The organism is Edaphobacter aggregans DSM 19364 (assembly GCF_000745965.1).
Taxonomy (GTDB): Bacteria; Acidobacteriota; Terriglobia; order Terriglobales; family Acidobacteriaceae; genus Edaphobacter; species Edaphobacter aggregans.
Genome location: NZ_JQKI01000124.1, coordinates 1 through 14,103, shown reverse-complemented (window position 1 = coordinate 14,103; position 14,103 = coordinate 1). Strand labels below are relative to the sequence as shown.

The 14,103-nt window shown below is 57.8% G+C and carries 11 protein-coding genes and 2 pseudogenes; 7 read left to right on the top strand and 6 right to left on the bottom strand.

From position 1 onward, the window contains the following. Window positions 1-175 precede the first annotated feature (175 nt). Entirely contained in the window at window positions 176-484 is a 309-nt protein-coding gene (locus Q363_RS41205; protein WP_157467544.1) for a hypothetical protein, read from the top strand. A 355-nt stretch (window positions 485-839) separates the two neighbouring features. On the opposite strand, the gene Q363_RS25590 is transcribed toward Q363_RS41205, so the two are convergent. From Q363_RS25590 to Q363_RS43105, 5 genes are all read right to left on the bottom strand, one after another. Continuing rightward, window positions 840-1,592 carry an IS110 family transposase gene (locus tag Q363_RS25590; RefSeq protein WP_051979315.1) on the bottom strand — a complete coding sequence of 251 codons (753 nt, stop codon included), beginning with the start codon at window positions 1,590-1,592 and terminating at the stop codon, window positions 840-842. A gap of 875 nt (window positions 1,593-2,467) precedes the next feature. Beyond that, window positions 2,468-2,764 carry an ATP-binding protein gene (locus Q363_RS25585; protein WP_035356487.1) on the bottom strand — a complete coding sequence of 99 codons (297 nt, stop codon included), beginning with the start codon at window positions 2,762-2,764 and terminating at the stop codon, window positions 2,468-2,470. Continuing rightward, complete coding sequence (locus Q363_RS43115; protein ID WP_051979314.1) at window positions 2,761-3,009, bottom strand: hypothetical protein; 249 nt, start codon at window positions 3,007-3,009, stop codon at window positions 2,761-2,763. The genes Q363_RS25585 and Q363_RS43115 overlap by 4 nt, the downstream gene beginning before the upstream one ends. Window positions 3,010-3,044: 35 nt before the next feature. Continuing rightward, on the bottom strand, window positions 3,045-3,632 hold the full coding sequence (locus Q363_RS43110; protein WP_051979313.1) for a hypothetical protein: 588 nt from the start codon (window positions 3,630-3,632) through the stop codon (window positions 3,045-3,047). Window positions 3,633-3,660: 28 nt separating this feature from the next. Then, window positions 3,661-4,281 carry a hypothetical protein gene (locus Q363_RS43105; protein ID WP_051979312.1) on the bottom strand — a complete coding sequence of 207 codons (621 nt, stop codon included), beginning with the start codon at window positions 4,279-4,281 and terminating at the stop codon, window positions 3,661-3,663. Window positions 4,282-4,736: 455 nt separating this feature from the next. Here Q363_RS43105 and Q363_RS46815 point away from each other — a divergent pair. Both Q363_RS46815 and Q363_RS25575 read left to right on the top strand, forming a co-directional pair. Next, a pseudogene (locus Q363_RS46815) lies at window positions 4,737-5,261 on the top strand (GAF domain-containing protein); the annotation flags it as partial. Between the two features lie 189 nt (window positions 5,262-5,450). Continuing rightward, the gene (locus tag Q363_RS25575; protein WP_245632470.1) at window positions 5,451-6,824 is read left to right on the top strand and encodes a sigma-54-dependent Fis family transcriptional regulator; all 1,374 of its coding nucleotides are present in this window, start codon (window positions 5,451-5,453) and stop codon (window positions 6,822-6,824) included. Window positions 6,825-7,257: 433 nt separating this feature from the next. Here the strand turns inward: Q363_RS25575 and Q363_RS25570 are convergent, their stop codons facing one another. Further along, the gene (locus tag Q363_RS25570; RefSeq protein WP_169747126.1) at window positions 7,258-8,322 is read right to left on the bottom strand and encodes an AI-2E family transporter; all 1,065 of its coding nucleotides are present in this window, start codon (window positions 8,320-8,322) and stop codon (window positions 7,258-7,260) included. A gap of 309 nt (window positions 8,323-8,631) precedes the next feature. Here Q363_RS25570 and Q363_RS25565 point away from each other — a divergent pair, with 309 nt between their 5' ends. From Q363_RS25565 to Q363_RS25550, 4 genes and pseudogenes are all read left to right on the top strand, one after another. Then, a complete protein-coding gene (locus Q363_RS25565) occupies window positions 8,632-9,858 on the top strand; it encodes an acetate/propionate family kinase (RefSeq protein WP_035356484.1) in 1,227 nt (408 codons plus the stop codon). A 496-nt stretch (window positions 9,859-10,354) separates the two neighbouring features. After that, window positions 10,355-10,951 (top strand): histidine phosphatase family protein, encoded by a 597-nt coding sequence (locus tag Q363_RS25560; protein WP_035356493.1) that lies wholly within the window; start codon window positions 10,355-10,357, stop codon window positions 10,949-10,951. Between the two features lie 73 nt (window positions 10,952-11,024). Next, window positions 11,025-13,556, top strand: a complete 2,532-nt coding sequence (locus Q363_RS25555; RefSeq protein WP_084080754.1) for a glycogen/starch/alpha-glucan phosphorylase — start codon at window positions 11,025-11,027, stop codon at window positions 13,554-13,556. Further along, a pseudogene (locus Q363_RS25550) lies at window positions 13,541-14,103 on the top strand (phosphoglucomutase, alpha-D-glucose phosphate-specific); the annotation flags it as partial. The gene Q363_RS25555 and the pseudogene Q363_RS25550, both read left to right, overlap by 16 nt.

Sequence of the window (14,103 nt, the reverse complement as noted above, 5' to 3'; positions counted from 1 at the left end):
CGTGGTCCAGGGTGGCAGAGCAAGCGCCTTCAACTGCTCGCGGCCCTCCCGGTTCCACAGCGCCTTCTTCCTCTGCAGGCCGCGGTTCAGCGCGATGGCCTGCAGCTGGTTGGAGACGGTGCGGCGCATCGTCACCAGATGGTGGCGATGCATCAGCAACTGGCGCAGGTCGCGCGTGGCCCGGTCCGGAACCCAGATCGGGGTCCCCGGCAAGCGCGTCTTTCGCTTGCTGGGGTGGAGATCCGCGGAAACCGGTTCTCCTCCAGTAACTCCAGCAGCAGACGGGCATCGTCTTCTGCTTGCGCGGCGCCGCCTTGCGCAGATGCGAGAGTTTGAGCGCGCGTTCTCCCAGAGTGTTGAGGAGTTCCTGGAGGTCTATCCGTCCTACATCGACCAGGTTCGTCCAGAGTTGAACGGCCTTTTTCGCGAGGAAAGACTATCCATCAGCCGAGAAGCTCCGTTCAAAGTTCGGAGTGAAGCTTGAAGTGCTGCCTATTCCCAGCGGCGACGACTTTCGCGTGACACTCTCAGAGGAAGAGCAGGCGCGGGTCGCGCGAGAAATCGACGAGAGTGTACGTCAGTCCTCAACCGGGGAACCAAGGACTTGTGGGTGCGGCTGACAGCCCTGGTCACACACATGGTCGACAAAACTGAACGAGCCGGAGTCGCGATTCCACGCTTCGTTGGTCACCAATGTTCTCGATCTCGTAGACCTGCTCCCACGTCTCAATGTGAACCACGACGAGGGCTCAATCGGTTTGCGGCAGAAATCAAGGATCGGCTCTGCAACTTCAGCGCTCACGATCTGAAGAAGAACGAGATTCTTCGCGCCGCAACCGCTACGGACGCCGCTCAGATCTTGTCACAAATGGACGCGGTCCTGCGCGGTAGGGAAGAAAACTCGGCCGAACCGCACGGGAGGCTGTGCAGGCGCCCAGCGCATCACACAACTGTGCTTGCGTGGCACGCAACTTCTTATCGGCCATGGCCGCCAGAACCCCTGGGTTCGTCTCTCCCTCTGCCAGCGCCTTCAGCATGCGTCGTGCACTGACACCCAGAAGATCCGAGACCAAGCCGGACAATTTGATGTGGCACTCCTCTAACAAGCTCTCTAGTTGGTTCTGCAATCGCACGTGCTCGCGTGTGAGCTGGTACTTTCGCCTTGTGACCGTCCGCCAGAGCCGCTGCTCGGCATCGGGCACAAAGCTCAGGGTCAGTTCGTTTGCCACCAACCGCTTCACCAAACGTTCGGCATCGGGGAAATCCTTCTTGCGTCCCTGTCGTCCACGATTCGATTGTGCTTGCGCCAGATGGAGCGTCCCCGACATCGGGCCCACGTCTTCTCGCTTTCGGCAGGGCGGACTCCAGTACCGTTCCAGCGCTCGCCAGACTGGTTTCCAATATTGCGCCGTTGATTCCATCACTACTTCCTCAACTTGCTGCTCGATCAGCCATTCGGCCAGCAATCCTAGATGCTCAGGGTTACTACCAAATCGGCGCTGTTGAAACTGGTACTCGCCTTGGACTTCAACGTCGGCCACCACCACAGCCAACATCTTTTTATGCACGTCGATTCCAATCCTATAAGACATAACGTTTCCTCTTGGGGGGGCGGAGAGCGCGCTGCGAGTTCCTTAACCAGGGTCACAGGCTATCGCCGCTCCCACAAAAACGGAAGAAACAACGCCCAAATATTCACTCAACCACGCACACTCCGGATCAGACAGGAAAACAGTCTCAACTTCTCCACTGTAGGGTCGATCTCGCCGCTCCGAGCCTGTCCTATTCTGCATTCGACTCGGACTGATTTTCATGAGCTTTCGCGGGCCACCGGCCCTACTGGACAGGAAAGGAAGTGGCGAATCCATCCTGACCTCGAGTCTTGCAGGGGACATCGCGAGGTGTTTCTTGAAGCGTAGACAGAGGCATCGGTGGGCGGGGCGATTGAGCTGCGAAAAGCCCGTAGATCAGGATGCCGACTCCATTCCGATTAGGAGGAAGGCAACACGGCACCCACGTTAATCGCGAGTGGACTGCCGGTCCTGCGTAGTCTAAGAACCCGCGCACGCTGAGAAGCAACATGCAGGAGAACCGGGAGATCTCCAGCGCGCCTTGGTCTGACGATCAAGGCCGGTCCGCGAAGGCCACAAGCCGCACGGCGGACATGCACGTGCTGGAGAAGTCGGACTGTGCCGTAGTGTGCGCTGAGCAGGGCATTGTTCAGGAGGGTTGAAGTCCCTCTGGCGCCCAGATGAGGGGAGCCATATCCAAAGGCGGGAGTAACGACTCGCTGGCCGCAGAACGAAGTTGGGTTTGCGGAGGGCAGGGTGTCCATCGCGAGGTGGAATCCGAAGGGCATGAGGAGAAGTCCCGGGCCGTAATCGATGGGGCTGCCCCGCCGATGAACCGGTCGGCCAAAGGTGGGACAAGGTCGAGCCTGCACTATGGAGGCGAAGGCGTTCTCATTTCACCCACCGCACCAAGGTGTTTGCGGACGGCACGGTACGGAAGAACAGTGCGTGACCTGAGCGAAGTCGAACTCTTCGAGCGTCTTGATCCTTGGCAGGTGCGCTTCCTTCATCCTCAGCTCGATGGAGCGTCGTTCCCGGTCTTCCATCTCCGCCTGGAGCAGGGCTTCGAGATAGTGCAGATGCGAGTGGTTGCGCTGGGCGGCCTCTTCGGCGAGCGATGCGAACTGCGCACCGACGGCAGCCAGCCGCAGAGCCTTGCAGTGCTGGACGATACTTGCAGTCTGGAGGCTCATGCCTGCACCGCCTGCACGTTGCTTGAGAAGAGCCGGTCGTACTCGATCATGCTTGGCAGAGGACGTTCGTAGGCGGACAGGGCGCCGATCTCGATCGCCTCACCGACCGCATGCTGCAGCTGATCGGACAGGAGGAGATGACGGATCGCGGCAACATCGGCGCAGCCCAGATCGAGTGCCTGTTCGACGGCGGTTGTGAGCCTCGCATAGCCGAACTCGCGGCCGATGCGGATCAACTCCACCATGGCTCGTGTCCCGGGCTGGCGTCCCTGCCGTTCGATCAACTGCGCCCAGATCCGGTCGTAACTCTCAGGCCAGCGGCCCTGGGCCCGCCACTGCGCCAGCGGCGTCGATCCGCGCAACGCGCCGGGCTTCCGATCCAGCACGTCGAGGTAGTGTTCCAGATCGAAGATCTTCTGCAGACGGCTGTAGCAACGCTCGTGGCTGGCGATCCGGTGCCGTGGTGCCGGAACTCAACCGTCGTCGAATAGACGCAGGCTTCGACGATCGAGCCGGGCTTCAGCGGCACCGAGTAGGAGTTCGTCCGCACCTTCGCGCACCCCGTCTGATCGACGCGCGGGAAGCTGACCTCGGCCAGGTCGAAGGCCTCGGCGGCCAGGGGGAGCAGATGCTCCTTCTCCGCCAGCAGCCGGGTCCCGACACACTCGGTCTGGCCCGACACGATCCGGCTCTCATCGGCGCGGCAGTCCTCCAACAGCTTCCGGTTCAACGCCGCCAGATCGGCCGCCACCGGCACAGGAACCCAGTGGTTGCGCCGGAAGTAGCCTCCCTCGCACTCCACGCCGCCCTTCTCATGGCCTTCGCCCGGGGTGCAGAACTCGGCCTGATACTGCCAGTGAGCCGTCAACTCGCGCTGCTGGCCGCGCAGGTCTTCTTCACCGCGCTCGACAGGTTATCGTAGCGAAGCCGCCGGAGACACCCTCGAAGTACGCAAACGCCAGTTCGTGCGCCTCTAAAAATGCCTGCTGCGTCGCACACGGATACGCCCAGTGGAAGGCCGCGCCGCTGGCCATCGAACGCATCGAAAAGACCTGCAGCTTGACCCGTTCCCCGTCCAGATCGGCGTACGCCTCGTACCAGTCGACCTGCGCCTCGGCGCCCCACCGATAACTCTGCGGAACGAACGTCTCGTGTTCGCTCAGACCCAGGACCTGCTTGCGCCGCTCTACATACTGCCGAACCGTCCGCTCCGCCGGCGTGCATCCCGGAACCTCAGCGCGGATCCGATCATAAATCCGCCGTGCCGTATGACGCTGCTTCCGCGGAGTCTTGCGGTCCGACTCCAGAATCGCATCGATCAACGACGCCGCTGCGGCCATCTTTACCGCCGGACGTTCTGTCTTCTTGCGCTGCGCCGGAACTGCGTTCCGCACCGCCTCCCGCACCATGCGCCGATGCACACCCAGCTTCCGCGCCACACCGATGATCGACCCGACTCCAAACTCATACTCCCGGCGAATCTGCTCGTATAACTCCACCTTGGCTCTCCAGTCCAACTCAGCCCTCCGTCCCTCAGCTCCGCTGAGAGACAGGGTAGAGTCCGCTCTGCCCTGGGGTGGGCCAACTTAAACCGCCAGAGTGGGCCAATTCAGAATGCCAAAATCACCTGTGGACCATTTGAGGCCATCAGCCATAAACCGTGGACCATTTGAGGCCATCAGCCATAAACCTATGGGGTGAATCATGGGGAAATGATACCCTCATGGATCTTAATTGGCCTCAAAAGGGCTCAGCAACTAGTGCAGTGATCCGCAATAGATAGCGGATGATATCAAATCATCATAATTGCTAGCGGTGCGAACCCTTCGTTTTGCAATCGGCTGTTTCGCCTGTTAACCGATGGCCCATCCCTTGCAGGAGTTCGAGATGGGATAGTGCGGGCCAACGGTCCACCGGAGGCGTGCCCACACGGTCTACCAGTCCCTTTACCCCGGTGGCAAGGAAATACTTGATGAGCGCTGTGTTTAAGATATCTTTACCATGCATGTGCCTGAACTCACCATCGAGCGACTTCGGCGCATGTGCAAAGAGATTCGAAGTCCTTTCGCGCCTCCCCGGGGCGCTGGCATGTCAAAAACCCGACGACTTGCCGTTTAATCTTGCCGCGCTGATCCGGCCGCTACTGGATTTTGATTTCTTGGACCTCATCGTTTTTAAAGAGGACTCGAGCGAAGTGCTCTGGCACTCGGTCGGAATCGGGCAGTTCCCTCCGCCGGATGTTCCGATGGAGGAAACTACATATTGGTGGGTGTACCACGAGAAGCAACCGCTGTTCATCTCCGACTGGAAGCAGGACGAGCGCTTCGCGGCGCGCAGGGAAGCATTGAAGCGCCTGGGCTTCGAATACCGCTCTCTCTGCCGACTGCCGCTGTACACCTCAGGTAAACCGATCGGAGTGCTTAGCTTTGCGAGCTTTCGACCGCACACCTTTTCGGAGGAAGAGATTTGCTTCCTGTCAGCGGCGGCCGATCAGGTGTCTCTTGCGCTGGTAAATGTGTTGCAGCGCGAGCGGTCACACCGCGCGGAGCAAGACCTGGAAAGGAGGAATAAGCAAATCGCGTTTCTTTTCGACCTCGCCAACACCCTGGTTGCCACTCCGCACCTCGAGGACCTGCTGAGAGGCGTGACGGCGGGCGTCCGGCGAGTGGTTCGATCGGACTTTTCGATGGCGGCCGTCCTCGATCCGGAGAACGGTCAGGTTCTTATGCACTGCGTCGATCCACCAGACAATGCTGACCTTGACAGGTATTCGGTTGATCCGTTCGTGGAGAGGGTTTGCAGCGAGATCCTCTCCATTGAAGCCTCGCGCACTGCAGCCTCAGAAGAGATAAGGACGGGCGCAGACAAGAGTCTGGCCGGCTTCACCACGGCTTATGTCCAGCCCGTCGGCTGCCTGGGTCAGACCTTGGGGTTCCTGACAATAGCAAAACAGGAGCAGGCTGCCTACACCCGCGACGAAGTCATCTTTCTAAAGCTCGTCTCAGACCAGATGGGGATGGCCATTCATCAGGCAGGCGTGAGCGGCGAATTGAAGAGAAGCGAAGTCGAGATTCAGGCTGAGGGAATTCAGGCCAAAAATAAACCGCGCTTCGATTTGAAATTTCCTGAAATCGTGGGAGCAAGCTCCGCGCTAAATGAGGTGCTCAGCAACATCGAGTTCGCGGCACCTACCAAATGCTGCGTGTTTGTTGGCGGAGAAACCGGGACAGGAAAGGAACTGATCGCGCGTGCCATTCACAATCTCAGTCCCCGGCGCGATCAGCCGTTTGTGAAGGTCAACTGCGCCGCGATCCCATCGGGCTTGCTCGAGAGTGAGCTTTTTGGGCACGAAAAGGGCGCGTTTACCGGGGCAATTGCGAGAAAAGCGGGCCGGTTTGAGGCTGCCGACAAAGGAACCCTGTTTCTGGATGAAGTAGGCGACATTCCGCTCGAATTGCAACCGAAACTATTACGAGTTTTGCAGGAGAGCGAATTCGAAAGGCTGGGCAGCACACGCACGCAGCGGGTGGATATCAGAGTAATAGCGGCAACGCACAGAGACATCGCACAAATGGTGGAAGACGGCGAATTCAGAGCCGATCTGTACTACCGATTGCACGTGTTTCCCGTCACTGTGCCTCCTTTGCGCGAACGCCGTGAAGACATTCCGGCGCTGGTTCGCCATTACGTGAACCTCTACGCAGGACGAATGAAAAGGCACATCGGGATAATCCCCTCGCATACGATAGAAGTGCTGGAAAGATATTCCTGGCCCGGCAACATCCGCGAATTGCAGAACTTCATCGAGCGGGCAGTAATCCTGTCTCCGGGAAATACGCTCCGCGCTCCGCTCTCCGAATTGAAGTCGTACGCCGGTCAATTGCCGGGCGCAAGGCTCTGCACGCTCGAAGACGCTGAACGGGAGCACGTTTTGCGCGCTCTCCGGGAATCCAATTGGGTCATTGGAGGCTGCGATGGTGCAGCCGCGCGCCTTGGTATGAAGAGAACGACTCTGGCGTACCGCATACGCAAGCTGAGAATTCCTTGCCGTCCCCAGTGACTGCGCCGCCCACCGTCGCCAACTGGCCGCCTGCGCAAGGCACTTCAGGTGGCTCTTGACGCCATCAGACGGCGGGATCTGCTGGGGCCGACTTGGGTCGCAATGCGTTATCATTGGTGCTGCTGGATGACGGAGCCCAGGTAATCCGTCCCTCGAACTTTCTCAGTCCGCGAAATTCGATGGTATTGTCTACACTTCACCGCTATTCATTTTCCTTACTCGCGAAGCAGCGGCGAGCAATCCAAGGTGCGGCCCCAATGAAAGCAAACATCGTTCCATCGCTTACGGCGCCCGGTTTCGAGCGATTCGGTCAGCAAATAGTCCAGTCTTGCCCTCTTCGGGTGCCCATACGCTGGCATTTGCACAACTGTTAGCACGCTGGCCACTCGGAAACTTGGAGGCGAGCTCGGCTGAATCTCAGATCGAACCGGCCTCATTCGCGCGCTATCTCAGCGAGGCTGGGAGGAAGCTCCGACCCGGTATCTTTGGCCAATGGGCTTTCCGCCGGGTGAGTGCGCGATCTCCAAATCACAAACAGCGATGCCGCCAAAGGTACGGCAAGGTAGATACCTATAATTCCACCAACCTCGGCGCCAGCCAAGACCGCGAAGATTACGGTCAACGGATGGATTTCCAGCCTGTGTCCCAGCGCCCGCGGCAGGTTGAAATAGTCCTGGGCAACTCGCCACAAAAGCAACAATGCAGTCGTCCAAACCCAATGAAGATCGTTGGCCATGCCGATCCCGATGATCAAAGCCGCTGTGCTCATCCAACCGATGACAGGAACGAATTCAAGCATTCCTCCGAGAATACTCAGCGCGATTGCGTGCGGAAATCTGAAGATGAGCAGAACTATCGTATAGAACGCCAGGGAAAGGAGACAGAGAAGAACCTGCGCCCGGATGTAGTTGGTAAGCATGGCGTGTATCTGGTAGGCGACCATCCTGGCACGCTGGTGATGCTTTTGGGGAAAGAACGTTTGTATAGCGCCTTCTACGATGCGATTTCCATCGCGCAGCAGGAAGATGGCCAGTACGGGGATCAGTGCCAACCATCCGACGATTTGTGCAGCCTGCGAAAGTGAGCGGTCGATCCACTTCAGAAGGCCCTGGCAATCCTCTCTGTGTCGCACCAGCACCGTCCTGAGCCGCGCTTTCTGTTCGTCGTTCCAGCCGTATTTGTCGCCAATATCGGCTGCAATCTCCCCGGTTGACACGCGATCAAGGACAATCGGAACCTGATCGACTGCCTTCACTGTATTTCTTACGACAGCAGGTGCAAAGCTATAAGTGGCCAGACCGATCAGGATCAGTACCCCGAAATACGCCTCCATCACGGCGGCTCCCCTCAGGTCCCTGAAGAGCAGAGAATGATGCTGCAGAAATTTGACCGCGGGGTTCATCAGGTAGGCGAAAAAGACCGACAGAACAAACAGGAGAATGACACGCCTGGCACTGTAAGCGATCGCGCACACGGCCGCGAAGAGCAGAATCGTCAACAGAACGTTGGTTGTGCGGCGCTCAGGAAATTTCACCTTCAGATTCATCTGTCATCACACCTTCCGTGCAAGCGTGCTCCGTCCTTCTCTTAGCATTTGTTCTTCCAATCGCCGAGGGCCATCTGCGGCGCCCGTGATGGCAAAACGGTCACTGTTTGTCACTTGCCAACTCTTCGATTCGATATTGACCTTTGTCAGACTTGCTGGCCCCTTTGTTTTCAACGGTTCTGCGCGGTGCTTTCTTTGGAATTTCATTTGCTCTGCTGTAGACAATAAGGCCGCAAAAAGCACGGAGCGGATCGTTTACTTATGAAAATCCTTGTGCTAAATTCGGGTTCCAGCAGCCAGAAGGCCTGCCTCTACGAAGTAGCCGCCGATACACCTCCCACCCGGCCGCCGGCTCCCCTTTGGGAGGGGAGAATCGAGTGGACAGGCGATAAAGCGTCAATTTCGGTCAAGACCTGGCAGGGATCCGTTCGGAAGGAAAATCTAAAACTCTCTTCACGCAAGGACTTCGTCAAGCATCTGCTGCATACGCTGGACGTCGGCCCGGTTCGCACCTTAGCATCTCTCTCAGACATCGACGTGGTGGGGCACCGCGTTGTTCATGGCGGCCCGCACTTCGAAGAACCGGTTATCGTCACGCCCGAGGTACGTTCCGCGATAGCGAGCGTTTCCACGCTGGCTCCTCTTCACATTCGCGCCGAGCTGGAGGGCATGGAGATTATCGACAACCTCCTCGGGCCTGTCCCGCAGATCGCTGTTTTCGATACAGGGTTTCATCGTCAGATGCCTCTATATGCGCAGACTTATCCCGGGCCTTACGACTGGTTTGCCAAAGGCATTCGCCGCTATGGATTTCACGGCATCAATCATGAATACTGTGCCGCGCGTGCCGCACAGCTGGTCGGGAAAGAGCTGCGCTCACTAAAAATCGTGAGCTGCCACCTGGGCAACGGATGCTCTGTGGCGGCCATTGAGGGTGGCCGCAGCATTGATACGACGATGGGTTTCACTCCCCTCGAGGGTCTGGCCATGGGCACGCGGTCGGGCTCAGTGGATCCCGGGATACTGATTTACCTGATGCGCGAGGGCAAGCTCGGCCATGAACAGATCGATCGGGTGCTGAACCACGAGTCGGGTTTGCTGGGAATATCGGGAATCTCCAGCGACATGCGCGACATCCTTGCTGCAATGAAGCAGGGGGATGCGAGGGCCAAGTTGGCCCTCGATATATTCGTGCACCGCCTTCAGAGTGCAATCGGAGAAATGGCGGCCGCCTTGGGGGGACTCGATGTCTTGGTGTTCACAGCCGGCGTGGGAGAAAACTCTGCTGAGGTGCGCGCGGCAACTTGCGAGAAGCTCGAATTTCTCGGTCTGACGCTTGATCCTGCATTAAATGAAGGGCCGATTCTGGATTGCGATATCGCCACCAAGGGCTCCCGGGCGCGAATTTTCGTAATTCGGGCGGAGGAGGACTGGGCAATTGCAACTGAATGCTGGAAGGCTCACGGCCATTTCTTTGACAGGCCCTGATCGATGATATGGCTCGAGTTCCGCAAATACTGGTGTTAGCACTTCGAACGGTCAAAGCACAAGCAGGCGCCGTGCCGGCCTGCCGCGAGCGTCGAAGGCCGACTAAGATCGATGGCTTACACACTACGTCGTTGTCATAAGGGGGGTCGGTGGTTCACAAATGCGCGAATCCTGTTTGTTCTGCCAAGCTTGTCTACTTGCGGCAGGGCAAACTATTTCAGGTCGAAATCCAAGTCACAGGAAGCTCTTCAAAGTGCGAATACTATTGGCTCTGCGGCCAATGCGCCATGAACTATGCGTTATGTTTTGATGGCGAGCGAAGCACGCTCGCCGTAACCCCGCTGCGAGCAACTGGTGATTCGAAGGTAACAGCGATACCTCAAACTTCCTCAAAGGCGATCTTCGGATTGAAGCGGGTTCTTATCCGTGTCTTTTGGCCGCCGTCGACCATGGGAAAAGCAGCGGCAAGGTCAATCCTGTCAGGGATGGAGGCTTCATGAACGAAGCACTTCCAGTGGTTTACCTTGCGCGGCATGGCGATACCGCGTGGACCGTCTCGGGTCAGCACACTGGCCGCACCGATCTGCCTCTGACACCTGAGGGCGAACAGAACGCTCGCCGTCTTGGGGAGCGCCTGAAGGGCATGCATTTCGCGAAGGTATTCACCAGCCCGCTGCAGCGCGCCGTGCGAACTTGCGAACTGGCCAGCTTCGGATCTGTTGCGGAGATCGACCCCGATCTCATGGAGTGGGATTACGGCAAGTACGAGGGTCTGCGCTCCGCCGAGATATTGAGGGAACGCCCGGACTGGGAACTCTTCCGTGACGGCTGTGCCCAAGGCGAATCCCCTGCCCAGGTTGGTGAACGTGCAGACCGCGTGATTGGCCGGGTTCGGGCCGTCGCCGGAAATGTGCTCTTGTTTTCAAGTGGTCATCTCTTGCGTGTCTTAGGCGCTCGATGGCTGGGGCTCGAGGCAGCCGGGGGAAAACATTTGGCGCTGAGCACCGCCAGCCTGAGCGCTCTGGGCTATGAGCACAATCTCTCGCAGCCTGTGGTCCAGCTCTGGAACGACCATCACCACGTGGTCTTGTGATTTCAATGAGTGAACAACGAATGCACCACCGCTCTTGGGTGGTCCAACGAAACTTTCAACCAAGGGAATTCCAATGAACCGCAAAAGCACGATTGAAGTCGCATCCTCAGAAGTAGAGAGCTTGCCGCGGCCGGGGTCGGCCGAAATGGCGATGGTTCTTCGTCAGTATGGCTGCGGTCCCATTCCGTTTGTTGGGACTGAAAACGCGTTCTACGAGCGCCACTTATTATTCGACAGGGCCATCAATCCGCAGGTTGCAACCGCACATGAGCGTTTCGAAGCCTTCTCGCGTTCGGTCCGCGACATCCTCGCGCAGCGCTGGGTGTCGACGAAGGAGACCTATGAGAAAACGAACGCCAAGCGCGTTTACTACCTGTCGCTCGAGTTTCTTATCGGCCGTTCGCTTGCCAACAATGTCAGCAACCTCCTCTTGGATCCCGTAGCACGGCATTCCGCCAAGACAAAGGGTGTCGATTGGCTTGAATTGCTGGATCAAGAGCCGGATGCGGGGCTTGGCAACGGAGGGCTTGGCCGACTGGCAGCCTGCTTCCTGGACTCGATGGCGACCATGCAACTGCCTGCCACCGGATACGGTTTGCGCTACGAATACGGAATGTTTAAGCAATCGATCGCAAATGGATGGCAGCAGGAAGACCCAGATAACTGGCTCCGGGACGTTGATCCCTGGGAGATCGCTCGCCCGCATGAGAGGGTGGAAGTGAGGATCGGTTGCTCCTTTGAGTGGCGCGGCGGCAACTTTCACGTGGTCCGGAACCAGCCATCTACTCTGATCGGCATACCCTATGACCGCCCAGTTGTGGGCTACGGCGGCAAGACCATAAATACCCTCCGGCTTTGGGCGGCTTCGGCACCGGACTCCTTCAACTTCCAGGAATTTGGGACTGGCGACTTTATCGGTGCATTAAGCGAAACCCTCGAAGCGGAATCGCTAACCCGCGTGCTCTATCCAGACGATTCGACAACCGCTGGGCAAGGGCTGCGTTTTCTACAAGAGTATTTCCTTGTAGCGTGTTCTCTCGCTGACATTGTTCGCCGTTTTCGCCGGCATAACACGGACTGGAACGATCTGCCCGAAAAGGCTGCGATTCAACTCAACGATACCCATCCCTCGATGGCCGTTGCTGAGCTGCTGCGAATCCTTCTCGATGATGCGTGCCTAGGATGGGACGACGCATGGGAACTGACAAAGAAGACGCTTGCCTACACGAATCACACGCTTCTGCCCGAGGCTCTCGAAAAATGGCCCGTGGCATGGTTTGAGATTCTTCTTCCCCGCCATCTGGAAATCATCTACGAGATCAACCGCCGCCTGCTCGACGAGGTCCGGTTTCGATTCCCGGGAGATGAAGGCCGTGTCCAGCGAGTAAGCCTTGTAGAAGAGGTAAGTGCGCGCAAGATCCGCATGGCGAACCTCGCCATCGTAGGCTCGCACAGCACGAACGGAGTGGCCGCTGTTCATTCGAAACTGCTGCGTATGCTGACGGTCAAAGATCTGGCCGAAATGTACCCCGAACGGTTCAGCAACAAAACGAATGGGGTGACTCCGCGCCGTTGGCTGCTTCAAGCCAATCCGGCTCTGTCGCGGGAGATTTCGCAAGCTATCGGCAACGGGTGGATTACCGACCTGAGCCAACTCAGGGAGCTTCGTCGGTATGCCAAAGATGGCAGCTTTTGTGAAGCGTTTCTTGCTTCAAAACGCGAGGCGAAGGCGCAGTTCGCGGACTGGCTTAAGGCGACCACTGGGCAAATCGTAGATCCCGACACGATCTTCGACTGCCAGGTAAAGCGCATTCACGAATACAAGAGACAACTGCTGAACGCCCTGCGGATCATTGTGGTGTACAACCGCCTTCGGTCCAATCCAAGCCGCGACATAATCCCACGCACCTTCTTTTTCGCCGGTAAAGCTGCGCCAGCTTATCATCTGGCCAAACTGATCATAAAGTTCATCAATAATCTGGCGGCGACGATTGACGCCGATCCGGTGGTGCGCGGCCGTCTCAAGGTCGTCTTTGTTCCTGAATACAATGTCAGCCTGGCGGAAAGGCTCGTTCCGGCGAGCGATGTCTCCAACCAGATATCTACCGCGGGCTATGAGGCAAGCGGAACCAGCAACATGAAGTTCATGATGAATGGCGCTTTGACTGTTGGCACGCGTGACGGTGCGACCATCGAAATGGCGGAAGAGGCAGGAGAAGAAAACCTCTTCCTGTTTGGACTAACGGTTGAACAAGTGGAGAATAGTCGCGCCTGGTATAGCCCGTATTGGCATTATGAAAATGAGCCGGAGATTAGAGGAGCTCTGAATTTGATTTTCTCCGATCACTTCAGCCCCAACGAGCCGGGCGTGTTTGCCCCGTTGCGCGACACACTTCTGACACAGGGTGATCACTACATGCATCTGGCAGACCTGACGTCCTATTGTCGGGCGCAGGAGAGGCTTGGAGATCTGTACGCGGACCCCCAGGCGTGGGCGCACAAGGCAATTCTCAATATTGCCTGCTCCGGCAAGTTTTCGAGTGACCGCACGATTGCAGAGTACGCGTCCGAGATCTGGAAGGTAAAACCATGCCCAGTCCAGTAAAAGTCCAGCCGGCAAGTGAAATCGGCGAAATGATCTCGCCGCTCGCGGGGAAGCCGGCTCCAAAGGAGTTGCTGATCGATCTGGGGCGTCTAGAGACGGCCTACTTCGAGGGCCGTCCCAACCCGGAGGATCCCAACCAGATGGTCGCGTTCGGCACGAGCGGACACCGTGGCTCGCCCCTGCGCAGCACCTTCACCGAGGCTCACATTCTTGCGATTACTCAGGCGATTTGCGACTACCGGCGTGAGCAGGGAACGGACGGGCCGCTCTACATGGGGAAGGACACGCATGCACTGTCCGGTCCCGCGCAGCGCACAGCCCTCAGCGTACTCGCCGCGAACAATGTGGAAACGATCATCCAGGAGAATGATGGTGTAACTCCGACTCCGGTTATTTCGCGAGCTATTCTTGTCTACAATCGCGATCGAAAACAGCATCTCGCTGACGGTATCGTCATCACACCGTCGCATAATCCGCCGGAGGATGGAGGATTCAAATACAACCCGACCAACGGTGGGCCAGCCGATACCGAGGTAACGAAATGGGT

What these genes read in the sequence shown, in the direction of transcription:
- Q363_RS25590 (WP_051979315.1), bottom strand. Translation starts at nt 1,592, where the DNA reads ATGTCTTATAGGATTGGAATCGACGTGCATAAAAAGATGTTGGCTGTG.
- Q363_RS25585 (WP_035356487.1), bottom strand. Translation starts at nt 2,764, where the DNA reads ATGAGCCTCCAGACTGCAAGTATCGTCCAGCACTGCAAGGCTCTGCGG.
- Q363_RS43115 (WP_051979314.1), bottom strand. Translation starts at nt 3,009, where the DNA reads ATGGTGGAGTTGATCCGCATCGGCCGCGAGTTCGGCTATGCGAGGCTC.
- Q363_RS25575 (WP_245632470.1), top strand. Translation starts at nt 5,451, where the DNA reads ATGGCGGCCGTCCTCGATCCGGAGAACGGTCAGGTTCTTATGCACTGC.
- Q363_RS25565 (WP_035356484.1), top strand. Translation starts at nt 8,632, where the DNA reads ATGAAAATCCTTGTGCTAAATTCGGGTTCCAGCAGCCAGAAGGCCTGC.
- Q363_RS25560 (WP_035356493.1), top strand. Translation starts at nt 10,355, where the DNA reads ATGAACGAAGCACTTCCAGTGGTTTACCTTGCGCGGCATGGCGATACC.
- Q363_RS25555 (WP_084080754.1), top strand. Translation starts at nt 11,025, where the DNA reads ATGAACCGCAAAAGCACGATTGAAGTCGCATCCTCAGAAGTAGAGAGC.